Genomic DNA, 15,395 nt, shown 5'->3' on the forward strand with positions numbered 1-15,395 from the left:
GGGGCGCGGGTGGTGCGGGGTGGGGTGGCGGCGCGGGGTGGGGGCGTCGGGGGGAGGGCATAAGCTCTTCGGGTGACTGAGACGCTGCTGCTGCTTGATGGGCATTCGCTGGCTTACCGGGCGTTCTTCGCGCTGCCGGTGGAGAACTTCTCGACGTCGACGGGGCAGCCCACCAACGCCGTGTACGGCTTCACCTCGATGCTGATCAACGTGCTGCGCGACGAGAAGCCCACGCACATCGCCGTGGCGTTCGACGTGTCGCGGCAGTCGTTCCGCACCGAGCAGTACGCCGAGTACAAGGCCGGCCGCTCGGAGACGCCGACGGACTTCAAGGGGCAGGTCAGCCTGGTCCAGGAGGTGCTGGACGCGCTGCAGGTCAAGCACGTGCAGCTGGCGGGATACGAGGCTGACGACATCATCGCCACGCTCGCCCGGCAGGGCCGCGAGGCCGGCATGCGGGTGCTGATCTGCACCGGCGACCGTGACGCCTACCAGCTGGTCACCAAGGACGTCACGGTGCTGTACCCGCGCAAGGGCGTGTCCGACCTGGCCCGGATGGACCCGGCGGCGGTGCTGGAGAAGTACGGCGTGGGCCCGGAGCGCTACCGCGACCTGGCCGCGCTGGTGGGCGAGTCCAGCGACAACCTGCCCGGCGTGCCGGGCGTGGGCCCGAAGACCGCCGCCAAGTGGATCAACCAGTACGACGGCCTGGAGGGCGTCATCGCCCGGGTCGACGAGATCAAGGGCAAGGCGGGGGAGAGCCTGCGCGAGCACCTGGCCGGGGTGATGCGCAACCAGCAGATCAACCTGCTGCGCGACGACCTCGACCTGCCGCTGGACGTGCCGTCGACGCACTGGACGACCTGGGACCGCGAGGCCGTGCATCAGGTCTTCGACACGCTGCAGTTCCGCGTGCTACGCGACCGGCTGTACCAGTACCTCGACACCGCCGAGCCGGAGGCCGAGGCCGGTTTCGACATCGACGGCACCGTGCTCACCGAGCCCGGCGCGCTGGCGGCCTGGCTCGGCGAGCAGGTGACCGGCCCGGTCGGCATCGCCGTGGCCGGCACGTTCGGCCGGGGCACGGGCACGCTGACGGGGCTGGCGCTGGCCGCCGACCACGCCGCCGTGTGGGTCGACCCGACGGGGCTGGAGCCCGCCGACGACGCGGCGCTGGCGGCCTGGCTGGCCGACCCGGCCAAGCCGAAGGTGCTGCACGACGCCAAGCCCGCCCTGCTGGCCCTGCAGGCCCGCGGCTGGGAGCTGCACGGCCTGACCCACGACACCGCGCTCGCGGCCTACCTGGCCCGTCCCGATCAGCGTTCCTACGACCTGGCCGATCTGGCGGTGCGCTACCTGCACCGGGAGCTGCGGGCGGAGGCGAACGACACCGGCCAGCTGGCGCTGGACTTCGGTGACGGCACCGCCGACCACGCCGCCGAGGAGGCGCTGATGCTGCGCGCCCGGGCGACGCTCGACCTGGTCGACGCGCTGGGCGGGGAGCTGGACCGCGGCGACGGCGAGCGGCTGCTGGCCGACGTGGAGCTGCCGCTGGTGCCGGTGCTGGCCGCGATGGAGCGGGTCGGCATCGCCGCCGACACCGACTACCTGACCGAGCTGGAGGCGCAGTTCGCGGGCGAGGTGAAGGCGGCGGCGCAGGCCGCGTACGGCGACGTCGGCCGCGAGTTCAACCTCGGTTCGCCCAAGCAGCTGCAGGAGATCCTGTTCGGCGAGCTGAACCTGCCCAAGACCAAGAAGATCAAGACGGGGTACACCACCGACGCCGACGCGCTGCAGTGGCTGTTCGCGCAGACCGGGCACCCGGTGCTGGAGCACCTGCTGCGCCACCGCGACGTCGCCAAGCTGAAGTCCACGGTGGACGGCCTGCTCAAGTCGGTCAGCGACGACGGCCGGATCCACACCACGTTCTTCCAGACGGTGGCGGCCACCGGCCGGCTGTCCAGCACCGACCCGAACCTGCAGAACGTGCCGATCCGCACCGAGGAGGGCCGGCGCATCCGCCGCGCCTTCGTGGTCGGGCCGGGCTTCGAGTCGCTGCTGACGGCCGACTACAGCCAGATCGAGATGCGCATCATGGCGCACCTGTCGCAGGACGCGGGCCTGATCGAGGCGTTCGCCACCGGCGAGGACCTGCACACCACGGTCGCGTCGAAGGTCTTCGCGACCGACGAGGTCACCGCCGAGCAGCGGCGCAGGATCAAGGCCATGTCGTACGGGCTGGCGTACGGCCTGTCCGCGTACGGGCTGTCGCAGCAGCTGGGCATCTCCACGGCCGAGGCGACCGGGCTCATGGAGGACTACTTCGCCCGCTTCGGCGGCGTGCGCGACTACCTGCACGCGGTCGTCGACCAGGCACGCAAGGACGGCTACACGGCCACCATCCTGGGCCGCCGCCGCTTCCTGCCCGACCTGGTCAGCGACAACCGGCAGCGGCGCGAGATGGCCGAGCGCATGGCGCTCAACGCCCCGATCCAGGGCTCGGCCGCCGATGTCATCAAGCTGGCCATGCTGCGGGTCGACAGGGCGCTGCGGGCCGAGGGCCTGACCTCGCGGATGCTGCTGCAGGTCCACGACGAGCTCGTGTTCGAGGTCGCCGCGGGCGAGCGGGAGACCCTGGAGGCGCTGGTCCGCCGCGAGATGGGCACCGCCGTCGACCTGTCCGTCCCCCTGGAGGTCTCCGTCGGCGCCGGCCACGACTGGAACGAAGCCGACCACTGACCACCCCGGCGGGGCCGGCCCACCCGGCCCCGCCGGGCCAGCCCGCCCCCTACCGCGATGATCATGAACTTATGGCACGGCTCGGCGGCGTGTCGGCGGCACAACCTCATGATCGAAACGGCTCGGGCCTAGCCGGGCCGGGGTTCAGGCTCGGGACAGGGCGGCCGTGGCCTGGTCGATGATCTCGTCCGGGGTCAGCGTGATCGGGATGACGATCGCGGACTCGTCGTCGCCGGGCTTCTCCAGGTCGGCGAGCTGGGAGTCGAGCAGGCGCGGGTTGAAGAAGTGCCCGGGGCGGTTCGACAGGCGTGAGGCCAGCAGTTCGTGCGAGCCGTCGAGGTACACGACGGCCAGGCCGGGTGCGGCCTCGCGCAGCAGGTCGCGATAGGAGCGTTTGAGCGCCGAGCAGGCCAGCACCGCGGGGATGCCCTCATCCTGCTGCTCGGCCAGCCACTGGGCGCACAGGCGCAGCCAGGGTGCGCGGTCTGCGTCGGTCAGCGGGATGCCCGCCGACATCTTCTGCACGTTGGCCTGGGGATGCAGGTCGTCACCGTCGGCGTAGACGGCGCCGAGGCGCTCGGCCAGCCGCGTGCCGACAGTGCTCTTGCCGCTGCCGGAGACTCCCATGACGAGTACGGTCGAGGCGCTCACGATCGTGACACTAGCTCAGCGCGCCGTCGCCGGTCGGCGGACACGGGTGGAGCGCCGCTCCGGCCGCGCGGCGGGACCCACGGCCGGAGCGGCGCGCACCGGGCGGGTGGAGGCACACCCGGTGCGCGCGGACCCTTTACAGGGTCCGCTTGTTCAGCAGGCGGTTCGGCGTGCCGGAGAGGCTGCCGGTGACGACGCCCGTGGTGGCGTTGTCGACGACCCAGGCGTGGATGGTCGCCTGGCTCGCGTCGCCGTACGTCGCCTTGTAGAGCACGGCGATGCCGGCGGCGTGCGGGGTGGACATCGAGGTGCCGTTGTAGCTGCCGGTGGTGTTGCCGGGCAGGGTGGACACGATGGCCGAGCCGGGGCCGTAGACGTCGACGCAGGAACCGGTGGAGGAGTAGCTGGCGCGGGCGTCGGTGGACGTGGTCGCCGCGACCACGAGCGCCGCGGTCAGGTTGCGGGGCAGCCGGTCGCACGAGTTGCCGCCGGTGTTGCCGGCTGACGTGGCCAGGAAGACGCCCGCGTTCATCAGGTTGGTCAGCGCGGTGGCCAGCGTCGCGCTGTACGTCATGTTCCACGAGGTGTTGGCCACGGCCGGCTTGACGTGGTTGGTGCGCACCCAGTTGACCGCGGCGACGGCCCCGGACGTGGTGCCGCTGCCGGCGCAGTTGAGCCACTTCACGCCGTGCAGGGTCGCGGCCTTCGCCACACCGTACGAGGTGGCGCCGATGGTGCCCGCCACGTGCGTGCCGTGGCCGTTGCAGTCGGTGTTGTTGCTGTCCACCGCGTTGTAGTTGAACTGGGCGCGGCCACCGAAGTTCGGGTGGGAGGCGTCGACGCCCGAGTCGATGATGTACGCGTGCACGCCCGCGCCGGTGGCGGTGTAGCTGTAGCTGGCCGACAGCGGCAGCGCGTTCTGGTCGATGCGGTCGATGCCCCACGCGGGTGGGCTGGTCTGCGTGGTGTCGAGCACGTTGCGGTGCCAGGCGTCGCGCTCGATGGCCAGCACGTCGGCGCTGTGCGACAGCTCGCGCACCTGGGCGGCGGTCAGCTCGGCGGCGAAGCCGTTGACGGTGGCCCCGAAGTCGAGGCGGGCCGTGGTCCGCAAGGCCCGCAGCGCGATCCCGCGGTCCGCGCCCGCGCGGAAGGTGACCAGGTAGGCGCCGGGGATGACGGTGGTGTCCGCGGAGGCGGCGGGGGCGGTGATCGGGACCGGGACGGCCCGGTAGGGCGCGCCGGCGGCGAGTGCGGGTGACGGCAGGGCCACGGCGGTGGCCAGGGTGGTGGCGGTGATCGCGGCGAATGCCAGTAGGCGGGCACGCCAAGGCCGGTTGGTTGGCACGTCTTCCTCCCCGGAGCCAGAGGCCGTCCTGTTTGGACGGCAGCTGGCTCGGAGAATACATAGACGTTGTTACAAGAATCAATGCATGACCGCGGATGTGTCAGGCTCGACAGGCGTGGCGGGCGCAGCAAGCAGGTGCCGCCCCGTTCGGGGCGGCACCTGGAGGTCCGGGACCGGTCGCGGCGGGCGGTCAGTCCGGCGGCGGGCCGGGCTTCTGCTCGTAGGTCCGCGCGTGCTCCGCGTCGTAGCGGATGCCGGGCCGCTCGCGGCTGTGGTGGTAGCTGTAGACGAAGTAGATGACGAAACCGATGAGCATCCAGACCGCGAAGCGCACCCAGGTGTCGACGGGCAGGTTGAGCATCAGCCACAGGCTCGCCAGCGCGGCCAGGATCGGCAGCAGTGGCACCCACGGCACGCGGAACGGGCGGTGCAGGTCGGGCCGGGTCTTGCGCAGCACGATCACGCCGAGCGCCACCACGAAGAAGGCGAACAGGGTGCCGATGCTGACCAGCTCGGACAGCTTCTCCAGCGGGATGAACGCGGCCAGCAGGGCGATGAGGACGCCGACCCCGATGGTGATCAGGTACGGGGTGCCGTACGTGCGGTGCACCCTGGCCATGCCGACCGGCAGCAGGCCGTCGCGGGACATCGCGAACAGCACGCGCACCTGGCCGAGCAGCAGCACCAGCACCACGGTGGTGATGCCGCAGATCGCGCCGAGCGAGATGAGCTTGGCGACCCAGGGCTGGCCGACCACGTCGAAGGCGTGCGCCAGCGGCGCGTCGACGGCCAGTTCGGTGTAGTGCACCATGCCGGTGATCACCAGGGAGACCAGCACGTAGAGCAGGGTGCAGATGACCAGCGAGCCGATGATGCCGCGGGGCATGTCCCGCTGCGGGTTGCGCACCTCCTCGGCGGTGGTCGCCACGATGTCGAACCCGATGTAGGCGAAGAAGACGATCGCGGCGGCGGCAAGGATGCCGGGGATGCCGAAATGCACCGGCTCGATGCCGAGCAGCAGCTGGGAGAGCGGGGTGTGCCAGACCCCGGCTCCGGTCTGCGCGGCCGGCTCGGTCGGCGGGATGAACGGCTTGTAGTTGGCGAACTTGATGAAGAAGGCGCCCACGACGATCACCAGCAGCACCACGGCCACCTTGATCGCGACCAGCACGCCGGAGACCCGGCTGGACAGCTTCGTGCCGAGCACGCCCAGGATGGTGCAGACCGCGACGATGAAGATCGCCCCGAAGTCGGGGATCGCCTTCTCTCCGGCTACCCAGGCGGGCAGGCTGAGCAGGTTCGCCAGGTACGCCGACCAGCCGCGCGCCACCACCGCGGCGCCCAGGCCCAGTTCGAGCACCAGGTCCCACCCGATGATCCAGGCGACGATCTCGCCCAGGGTCGCGTAGGAGTAGGTGTAGGCCGAACCGGCCACCGGCACGGTCGAGGCGAACTCGGCGTAGCAGAGCGCCGCCAGGGCGCAGACGATGCCGGCCACCACGAACGAGATCACGATCGCCGGGCCGGCGTTGACCGCGGCCTGCCGGCCGGTCAGCACGAAGATGCCGGTGCCGATGATCACGGCGACGCCGAAGATGATCAGGTCGAGGGTGGTCAGGTTCTTCTTGAGCCTGTGTTCAGGCTCCACCGTCTCGGCCATCTCGGCTTCGATGCGCTTTGTCCTGAATATCCCCATTGCCACGCCCTGATCATCCGCCCGGCGTCGCCCCCTCCGCGCGGTTTCGCGAAAAGTGCAATTGCGCCGGTCAGTCGGACGGCTTCGCGGCCACGAAGATGGCGGTGCCGGGGAAGAGGCGGCCGCGCAGCGGGGACCACTGGCCCCAGATCTGCTCGTGGCCCTCGGGCCACTCCGGCTCGATCAGGTCGACCAGGGTGAAGCCCGCGCCGAGCAGTTCGCGCAGCCGGTCGCCCATGGTGCGGTGGTGCTCGACGTAGGTCGCCGCGCCGTGCTCGTCGTACTCGACGTAGGGGCGGCGGTCGAAGTAGGAGTGCACCGCCCGCAGGCCGCCCTCGGTGGGGTCGTCGAGGAAGATCCAGCGCATCGGGTGGGTGACCGAGAAGACCCAGCGCCCGCCCGGCTTGAGCACCCGGTACACCTCGCGCATGACCAGCGCCGAGTCGTCGACGAACGGCACCGCGCCGAACGCGGTGCAGGCGACGTCGAAGGCCCCGTCGGCGAAGGGCAGCGCGCTCGCGTCGGCCTGCACCAGCGGCACGGTGAGGCCGGTGCGCGCGGCGGCCTGCTCGGCGTGGCGCAGCATGCCCGCGGACAGGTCCATCGCCACCACGTCGGCGCCCTGCGCGGCCAGCCAGCGGGCCGCGGCCGCCGCGCCGCAGCCCAGCTCCAGCACCCGGCGGCCGGCGACGTCGCCGAGCAGCTTGGCGTCGGCCTCGCGCAGCCCCTCCGGGCACCACACGAAGTCGGCCTCGCCGAGGAACTCGCCGTGCTCGGACTGGTAGTTGTCGGCGTCGGCGTCCCACCAGCCGCGGGAGGCGCGCAGGTTCTCCGCGGCGGTGACCGGGCGGCGGGTCACGCCGGGTCCGGAGGCGACGTCGTCGGGGCCGTCGTGCGCGAGGTCGAGGTCGTCGTCACCGGCAGAATGGATCTCCACCCGGACAGCGTACGAGCCGGTCGTCCGGGGGCGACTCACCGGGTGTGACGCACGGAACAATTCGCCCGCAATCGCCGTGGAGCCCCGCGAATCAGGAAGAGGGGAGCGTCACGGGAGGGGTGGGGTTGCGTCGTGTGGTAATGGGCACGGTAAGCTGTTCGATGCACTCGCACGTCCGCGGTTCTCGGCATGGAGCAGACCCGTAGCGCGCCGGATCACCGGAGCGTAGGCGAGCGGGAGCGGCAGTGGAACACCCACTGGGTCACACTGAACATCCATCCGACGGAGCAACAGTCCACATGACGAGCAGCATCGAGGCCACCTCGAGCGCCAACAGGGTCACCATCGACGATCTCGGCTCTGAGGAGGCATTCCTCGCCGCGATCGACGAGACCATCAAGTACTTCAACGACGGCGACATTGTCGAAGGCACCGTCGTCAAGGTCGACCGGGACGAGGTCCTGCTCGACATCGGCTACAAGACCGAGGGCGTCATCCCCTCGCGTGAGTTGTCGATCAAGCACGATGTGGACCCTGCTGAGGTCGTCACCGTCGGTGATCACATCGAGGCCCTGGTCCTCCAGAAGGAGGACAAGGAGGGGCGTCTGATCCTCTCCAAGAAGCGCGCGCAGTACGAGCGGGCGTGGGGCACCATCGAGAAGATCAAGGAAGACGACGGCGTCGTCCGTGGCTCCGTCATCGAGGTGGTCAAGGGTGGCCTCATCCTCGACATCGGCCTGCGGGGCTTCCTGCCGGCCTCGCTCGTCGAGATGCGCCGCGTCCGCGACCTGCAGCCGTACGTCGGCCGCGAGCTCGAGGCGAAGATCATCGAGCTGGACAAGAACCGCAACAACGTGGTCCTGTCCCGCCGGGCCTACCTCGAGCAGACCCAGTCCGAGGTGCGCACCGAGTTCCTGAACAAGCTCCAGAAGGGCCAGGTCCGCAAGGGCGTCGTGTCCTCGATCGTCAACTTCGGCGCCTTCGTGGACCTGGGCGGCGTGGACGGTCTGGTGCACGTCTCCGAGCTGTCCTGGAAGCACATCGACCACCCGTCCGAGGTCGTCGAGGTCGGCACCGAGGTCGAGGTCGAGGTTCTCGACGTGGACCTGGACCGCGAGCGCGTCTCCCTGTCGCTCAAGGCGACCCAGGAGGACCCGTGGCGTCAGTTCGCCCGTACCCACGCGATCACGCAGATCGTGCCGGGTAAGGTCACCAAGCTGGTGCCGTTCGGTGCGTTCGTCCGGGTCGAGGACGGCATCGAGGGCCTGGTGCACATCTCCGAGCTGGCCGAGCGCCACGTGGAGATCCCGGAGCAGGTCGTTCAGGTCGGCTCCGACGTGATGGTCAAGGTCATCGACATCGACCTCGAGCGTCGCCGCATCTCGCTGTCGCTCAAGCAGGCCAACGAGGGCTTCGTCGAGGGCGAGGAGCACTTCGACCCGACCCTCTACGGCATGGCCGCGACGTACGACAACGAGGGCAACTACATCTACCCCGAGGGCTTCGACCCGGAGACGGGCGAGTGGCTCGAGGGCTACGAGAAGCAGCGCGAGGTGTGGGAGCAGCAGTACGCTGACGCCCGCGCGCGCTGGGAGGCGCACACCAAGCAGGTCGTCACCTCGCGGGCGGCCGACGCCGCTGCCGCGTCCGAGGTGCCGTCCGGCAACGTGTCGACCTCGACCCCGGCCCCGGCCAAGGCGGCGGAGGAGCCCAGCGGCACCCTCGCCACCGACGAGGCCCTGGCCGCGCTTCGCGAGAAGCTGGCGGGCGGCAAGGCCTGAGGTTCGCCTCGCGCCTGAGTAGCACACAGGGCGGCCCCCGACTCCACGGAGTCGGGGGCCGCCCTCTTCGCGTACCCCGAAGCCTCGGCCGGGCCCACCGCCCGGCCGTGCGCCGCATGATCGCCCGACTTGCCTGGCACCTGTGCGTATCTTGAGCGCCCATTCGCCCACTTGCCTGGCAAGTCGAACGATCTTGGAAGGGCCCGGCCCGGCGGCGCGCGCGGGCGGGTGCGAGCATGGGGCGGTGCGATGGGTGGGGCTGACCGGCGGGATCGGATCCGGTAAGAGTGCGGTGGCGGCGCGGCTGGCCGAGCTGGGCGCGGTGGTGATCGACTCCGACCGGCTGGCCCGGGAGGCCGTCGCGCCGGGCACGGACGGGCTGGCCGAGGTGGTCGCGCGGTTCGGGCCGCAGGTGCTCGGGCCGGACGGCGCGCTCGACCGGCCCGCGCTCGGCAAGCTCGTCTTCGGCGACGAGCAGGCCCGCCGCGACCTGGAGGCGATCATCCACCCGCGCGTGCGGGCCCGCACCGCCGAGCTGGCCGCCGCCGCGCCGCCCGGCACGGTGGTCGTCAACGACGTGCCGCTGCTGATCGAAGCCGGCCTGGCCGGGCAGTACGAGCTGGTGATCGTGGTCTTCGCGGACGAGGCGACCCGGGTGGCCCGGCTGGTGCGCGACCGCGGCATGACCGAGGCCGAGGCGCGGGCCCGCATCGCGGCGCAGGCCACCGACGAGCAGCGCCGCGCCGCAGCCGACGTGGCCATCGTCAACGACGGCACCCTGGCCGACCTGCGCGCCGCCGTCGACGAGGTCTGGCAGACCCGCCTTCACCCCTGACCCGGCCGTCCGCCCCGCAACGCCATGATCGCCCGACTTGCCAGGCAGGTGGGCGAATGGGCGCTCAAGATACGCACAGGTGCCGGGCAAGTCGGGCGATCATGGGTGGGCCGCACGGGAAGAGGCCCGCGCCGCGGCGGCGGCACGGGCCTCGATCAGCCGGGGGACCGGCTACTTGACCTTCATCGGCAGGTTCGGCGACTTCTCGTTCAGGTCCAGGTCGAGCTGGGCGAAACCACCCGTGGCGGTACGCAGCTCCAGCCGCTTGAGCACCCCGGCGTTGTCGACCCAGTAGCGCATCCGGGCCTGTCCCGCGGGCACGTTGGTCTCGACCGCGCTGGGCAGCTCGAACACGCCTACCGGCACCTTGTTCAGCACGTCGACGCGCAGCCGGCGGCCGTGCTCGCGAATGTGATCCGCGTCGTCCGGGACGTTGGCGGCCAGCGACAGCGCCTCGTAGATCAGGTAGTCCATGTCCGTGATCTCGCCGGAGCTGCCCAGCACCACCCACTCGGCCCGCTCCCACTTGCCCGTCGGCGCGGGCAGCGGCGGCTGCTCGGGCACGCGCTTGCCGGGCTTGCGGATGGATATGCCGGTGCGGTCGGCGTGCAGCAGCACGTCGTAGCTCTCGTCGTCGACGTCGCGCACCGCCAGGTACGCCAGCCGCTTCTGCCAGTCCAGCCAGCCCTTGCCGGTCCGCAGCGCGCCGGGCAGGACCGGCATGGTCACGGTGACCGCGCCGCCCCGGGCCTTCAGGTTGCGCTGGCGCAGCTGCGACAGCACCTTCGCCTCGGCCTTGGTGATCTCGGTCGGCTTGTGGTCGCGCCCGCCGAGCGCCATCGTGCGCACGAACTCCTGCTGCTGGCCGCGCTGCAGATCGAGCACGGACGGCAGGCCGTCGCCGAGCACCGTCTCCAGGCGCACCAGCGCGCCCTTGGCGTCCAGCCAGTAGCCGACCGCGCCGCCGTTGGCCTCCAGCGACTTCGGGTCGGGGGCGGGCGACGGGCTGCCGCTCGCCTTGGCGGCCTGGTCCGTGCCGGCCGAGGCGCCACTGCCCGGGGACGGGGCGGGCGAGGCGTCGCCCGGGGACGGCGCGGTGGTCGCCTCCGTGCGCGGAGCGGTCGCCGCGGAGGCGGACACCCCGGCCGAGGCGGCCGCGGAGGGGGAGGGCACGGCGGACGCCGACGGCGCCGCACTCGGCGCGGCCTGCGGCAGCAGCGCCGGGCCGAGCAGCACGTCCACCGGGGCGCCCTCGAACGTGTCGCGGCGGACCCACTCGTTGCGCAGTTCGCCGAGCGGACCGGTCGGGTCGGCCTCCTGCTTGGCCAGCAGGAACAGGAACGCGACCAGGTTGTCGATCGGCCGCTCCTCGTCGCCGCCGAGCTGCAGCGGGCGTACCCGCCAGCCGTCCTCCGGCGCGGTCAGCGGCGGCTTTCCGGCCGGGACCGCGGCCGGTGCGGCGGGCGACGCCGCGGCGGGCGAGGCGGACTCGCGGGCCGACTCCGGTGCGGGACCCGACGCTGCGGGCGCGGGCAGCGCGCCGGGGCGCATCGCCACCACCCCGGGCGTGGCCTGGATCAGCACCGTGCTCGCCCCGGCTCCGGTCCCGGACACGGACAGGTAGACCAGCTGGCGTTTCCAGTCGACCCAGCCGTCGACCTTGGTCTGGCGGCTGCCCGGCCCGATGGTGCCGCGCAGGCCGACCCGGCCGTCGGCGAAGTTGCGCGCGCGCATGCCGGCCAGGCGCTCGAGCTCGGCCTTGTTCAGCGGGCGGCTGGCCTCCGCGGCGGGTTTGTCCGCCGAGCAGGAGGCCAGGCCGCCGGTCAGGGTCGCGGTGAGGCCCAGCAGGAGCCCGCCCGCGGCGAGGAGATGGAGGATCCGGCGTCGTCCGTTGGTCGAGGTTCCCACGGCAAATGCAACGGGCCGGCGGGGGTGAGGTGACGTGCCAAACCGGTCAGGGTCGCCGTCGGGTGCTCGGGGCTGGGCGGATACGTCAAGACCGCCCGCGGCGGCCGGTCGGCGCACACAGTGTGCGCGACCGCAGCGGTGCGCTCATCGATCCTGCGGTGGGGCGGATCGAGGCTGCTACCGGTGCGCCAGAGGTGACAACCGGCCGGTGTGGAGGTCCGGTCTCCCTGGGACGGCCGCCGCGAACGGCCTACCACATGACGGTATCGCGGTGATTGATGACACACAATCGCAATATTGGAGCCGGTCACTCACCTACCGTCACACTAGCCCCGCGTACCTGCACATCGGCTCGCGCGAGTGTCACACGCCGGGCGTAGGTTGGGTCACATGAGTGAGACCGTTGCCGCCACGATCCCCCGCCTGGACGGGACGTTCCAGGTCATCAGCGACTATGTGCCCGCCGGTGACCAGCCCACCGCCATCGAGGAGCTCGCCAAGCGGGTGCGCCGCGGCGACAAGCACTCGGTGCTGCTCGGCGCGACCGGCACGGGCAAGTCGGCGACCACGGCCTGGCTCATCGAGAAGCTGCAGCGCCCGGCGCTGGTGATGGCCCCGAACAAGACCCTGGCCGCCCAGCTGGCCAAGGAGTTCCGCGAGCTGATGCCCAACAACGCGGTGGAGTACTTCGTCAGCTACTACGACTACTACCAGCCCGAGGCGTACATCCCGCAGACGGACACCTACATCGAGAAGGACTCCTCGATCAACGAGGAGGTGGAGCGGCTGCGCCACTCGGCGACGATGTCCCTGCTGACCCGCCGCGACGTCATCGTGGTCGCCACGGTCTCCGCGATCTACGGCCTGGGCACGCCGCAGGAATACCTGGAGCGCGCGGTCAAGGTGAAGGTCGGCGAGGAGATCGACCGGGACAAGCTGCTGCGCCGCCTGGTCGAGATCCAGTACGCGCGCAACGACATGGCGTTCAACCGGGGCACCTTCCGGGTCCGCGGCGACACCCTGGAGATCATCCCGGCGTACGAGGAACTGGCGCTGCGCATCGAGTTCTTCGGCGACGAGATCGAGCGGCTGTCCTACCTGCACCCGCTCACCGGCGACGTGATCAAGGACGTCACCGAGATGATGATCTTCCCGGCGACGCACTACGCGGCCGGGCCGGAGCGCATGGAGCGGGCGATCGCCGGCATCGAGGCCGAGCTGGAGGAGCGCCTGGCCGAGCTCGACCAGCAGGGCAAGCTGCTGGAGGCGCAACGGCTGCGCATGCGCACCACGTACGACCTGGAGATGATGCGCCAGGTCGGCTTCTGCAACGGCATCGAGAACTACTCGCGCCACATCGACGGCCGCGAGCAGGGCAGCCCGCCGCACGCCCTGCTCGACTACTTCCCCGACGACTTCGTGACCGTCATCGACGAGTCGCACGTGACCATCCCGCAGATCGGCGGCATGTACGAGGGCGACGCCTCCCGCAAGCGGGTGCTGGTCGAGCACGGCTTCCGGCTGCCCAGCGCGCAGGACAACCGGCCGCTGCGCTTCGACGAGTTCCTGGAGCGGGTGGGCCAGATGGTCTTCCTGTCCGCGACCCCGGGGCCGTGGGAGCTCAAGCAGGCGCAGGGCGAGTTCGTCGAGCAGGTGATCCGCCCGACCGGCCTGGTCGACCCGCAGGTGGTGGTGAAGCCGACCAAGGGCCAGATCGACGACCTGATGCACGAGATCCGGGTGCGCACCGAGCGCGACGAGCGGGTGCTGGTCACCACGCTGACCAAGAAGATGTCCGAGGACCTCACCGACTACCTGCTGGAGAACGGCATCCGGGTGCGCTACCTGCACTCCGAGGTGGACACGCTGCGCCGGGTGGAGCTGCTCAAGGAGCTGCGCATCGGCGAGTTCGACGTGCTGGTCGGCATCAACCTGCTGCGCGAGGGCCTGGACCTGCCCGAGGTGTCGCTGGTGGCGATCCTCGACGCGGACAAGGAGGGCTTCCTGCGCAGCGGCACCTCGCTGATCCAGACCATCGGCCGGGCCGCGCGCAACGTGTCCGGCGAGGTCCACATGTACGCCGACAAGATCACTCCGTCGATGGCGTCGGCGATCGACGAGACGAACCGGCGCCGGGCCAAGCAGGTGGCCTACAACGAGGCGCACGGCGTGGACCCGCAGCCGCTGCGCAAGCGGATCCACGACATCCTGGACGACATCTACCGCGAGGCTGAGGACACCGAGAACGCGCTGGCCGGGCACGGGCCTGGCGGGCACATCATCGGCGGGTCGGGCCGGCAGATGTCGCGCGGCAAGGCGCCGACGCCGGGCACGCGCTCGAAGGCGCGCACCACCTCGGAGAAGCGGGGCGCGGTGGTCGCCGCGTCCGAGGGCATGGCCCGCGTCGAGCTGGCCAAGCTGATCACGGAGCTGACCGACCAGATGCTGGCCGCCGCGGCCGAGCTGCAGTTCGAGCTGGCCGCGCGCATCCGCGACGAGATCACCGAGCTGAAGAAGGAACTCCGCCAGATGGACGCCGGCGCCTGACCGGCCCGCCCGCCCACACGCGGCCCGCCCGCCACCCGGCGCGGCGGGCCGCGCCGTCTCCGCCCCCCAGGCCGCCGCCCTGGCCGTCCGGGGCCGCAACCCTTAAAGACCCGCGCCTTCCGGACGGCCGGGAGTGCGCGGGTCTTTAAGAGTTGCGGCAGCGGGGTGGGGCGGGGGTCACCGGGGGTCGAGCTGGTCGGGGTAGGTGGGGCGGCCGGTGACGGCGTCGCGGAGCTTGTCGGCGACGCCGAGCATCGGGTCGACGACCTTGTTCCAGGGCGGGGTGCTCGGGGACTTGGGGTGGGGGCGGGTGCCCGCCGCCTCCTCGGCGATCGCGGCCCGGTTGCCCAGGCGGATCAGCTCGTCGTCATCGGCGAGTTCCTTCAGTCGGCCGTGGATGCGGCGGTCGGCGGTGTGCTTGTGGCGGCGCAGGTGGGCGTCGACCTCCAGGGCGAGGTGCTGGAAGCCCTCGTCCTCGGTCGGCATGACCGACAGCGTCTGCAGCACCTGGCGGATCGCGCCGTCCTCGGCGAGCTCCCGGGAGACCAGGTCGTCGCCGTCGGGGAAGAGATTCTTCACGGTCGGCAACAGGTACTGCTCCTCGGCCGCGAGGTGGCGGCTGACGACCGCGGTCACCACCTCGGCGACCTGGCGGCGCCTGGCCGGTGAGGCCGTCGGGGCCTCGGTGGCCAGCTCCGCCGACAGGCGGGTGATCTGCCGGTGCTCGTCGGCCAGCATGTCGACGATGCTCTGCCCGGCGGGGGTGTACTGGGCCTCGGCTTCGGGGGACAGGGGCGGTAGTGGTGGCAGCTCAGCGCTCATGTCGCGGTGCTACCCGCGGGCGGGCACAGGCAAACCTCGGTCGATTGACGGGGCCTGCCGGACCTCATAGCATCGACGCCGATCGCCTCCGGGCTCCGGCGGTCAGTTCTCGGCGTGGCCGGTCCGGCCACCAA

9 protein-coding genes and 1 pseudogene are annotated in these 15,395 nt (G+C 71.3%); 4 read left to right on the plus strand and 6 right to left on the minus strand.

Annotation, left to right across the window (positions count from 1 at the left end):
• Nucleotides 1-72 precede the first annotated feature (72 nt).
• On the plus strand, nucleotides 73-2,739 hold the full coding sequence (polA, locus tag HAV39_RS21290) for a DNA polymerase I (RefSeq protein ID WP_191840946.1): 2,667 nt from the start codon (nucleotides 73-75) through the stop codon (nucleotides 2,737-2,739).
• Nucleotides 2,740-2,883: 144 nt separating this feature from the next.
• Here the strand turns inward: polA and HAV39_RS21295 are convergent, their stop codons facing one another.
• The 4 genes from HAV39_RS21295 to HAV39_RS21310 all read right to left on the minus strand — a co-directional run bounded on the left by HAV39_RS21295 (nucleotide 2,884) and on the right by HAV39_RS21310 (nucleotide 7,290).
• Entirely contained in the window at nucleotides 2,884-3,390 is a 507-nt protein-coding gene (locus tag HAV39_RS21295) for a gluconokinase (RefSeq protein ID WP_239120123.1), read from the minus strand.
• A 136-nt stretch (nucleotides 3,391-3,526) separates the two neighbouring features.
• Nucleotides 3,527-4,735 (minus strand): S8 family peptidase, encoded by a 1,209-nt coding sequence (locus HAV39_RS21300; RefSeq protein ID WP_191840947.1) that lies wholly within the window; start codon nucleotides 4,733-4,735, stop codon nucleotides 3,527-3,529.
• Nucleotides 4,736-4,925: 190 nt separating this feature from the next.
• A complete protein-coding gene (locus tag HAV39_RS21305) occupies nucleotides 4,926-6,395 on the minus strand; it encodes an amino acid permease (RefSeq protein ID WP_239120121.1) in 1,470 nt (489 codons plus the stop codon).
• Nucleotides 6,396-6,501: 106 nt separating this feature from the next.
• Entirely contained in the window at nucleotides 6,502-7,290 is a 789-nt protein-coding gene (locus HAV39_RS21310) for a class I SAM-dependent methyltransferase (RefSeq protein WP_239120178.1), read from the minus strand.
• A 377-nt stretch (nucleotides 7,291-7,667) separates the two neighbouring features.
• Here HAV39_RS21310 and rpsA point away from each other — a divergent pair, with 377 nt between their 5' ends.
• Together rpsA and coaE are read left to right on the plus strand one after the other, a co-directional pair.
• Nucleotides 7,668-9,149: a 30S ribosomal protein S1 gene (rpsA, locus tag HAV39_RS21315; RefSeq protein ID WP_120316024.1), complete on the plus strand. Its 1,482-nt coding sequence runs from the start codon at nucleotides 7,668-7,670 to the stop codon at nucleotides 9,147-9,149.
• Nucleotides 9,150-9,393: 244 nt separating this feature from the next.
• Nucleotides 9,394-9,981: pseudogene (coaE, locus tag HAV39_RS21320) on the plus strand (dephospho-CoA kinase); the annotation flags it as partial.
• A gap of 174 nt (nucleotides 9,982-10,155) precedes the next feature.
• On the opposite strand, the gene HAV39_RS21325 reads toward coaE, so the two are convergent.
• Nucleotides 10,156-11,892 (minus strand): hypothetical protein, encoded by a 1,737-nt coding sequence (locus HAV39_RS21325; protein WP_191840951.1) that lies wholly within the window; start codon nucleotides 11,890-11,892, stop codon nucleotides 10,156-10,158.
• A gap of 390 nt (nucleotides 11,893-12,282) precedes the next feature.
• Between HAV39_RS21325 and uvrB the strand changes: the two genes are divergently transcribed.
• The gene (gene uvrB, locus HAV39_RS21330) at nucleotides 12,283-14,439 is read left to right on the plus strand and encodes an excinuclease ABC subunit UvrB (RefSeq protein ID WP_191840952.1); all 2,157 of its coding nucleotides are present in this window, start codon (nucleotides 12,283-12,285) and stop codon (nucleotides 14,437-14,439) included.
• Between the two features lie 177 nt (nucleotides 14,440-14,616).
• On the opposite strand, the gene HAV39_RS21335 is transcribed toward uvrB, so the two are convergent.
• Nucleotides 14,617-15,261 carry a hemerythrin domain-containing protein gene (locus tag HAV39_RS21335; RefSeq protein WP_191840953.1) on the minus strand — a complete coding sequence of 215 codons (645 nt, stop codon included), beginning with the start codon at nucleotides 15,259-15,261 and terminating at the stop codon, nucleotides 14,617-14,619.
• Nucleotides 15,262-15,395 lie beyond the last annotated feature (134 nt).

This window comes from Catellatospora chokoriensis (assembly GCF_011297315.1).
GTDB lineage: Bacteria > Actinomycetota > Actinomycetes > Mycobacteriales > Micromonosporaceae > Catellatospora > Catellatospora citrea.

Excerpts from the sequence above, each read along its gene's own strand:
- HAV39_RS21335 (WP_191840953.1), bottom strand. The coding sequence starts at position 15,261 with ATGAGCGCTGAGCTGCCACCACTACCGCCCCTGTCCCCCGAAGCCGAG.
- HAV39_RS21305 (WP_239120121.1), bottom strand. The coding sequence starts at position 6,395 with ATGGCCGAGACGGTGGAGCCTGAACACAGGCTCAAGAAGAACCTGACC.
- uvrB (WP_191840952.1), top strand. The coding sequence starts at position 12,283 with ATGAGTGAGACCGTTGCCGCCACGATCCCCCGCCTGGACGGGACGTTC.
- rpsA (WP_120316024.1), top strand. The coding sequence starts at position 7,668 with ATGACGAGCAGCATCGAGGCCACCTCGAGCGCCAACAGGGTCACCATC.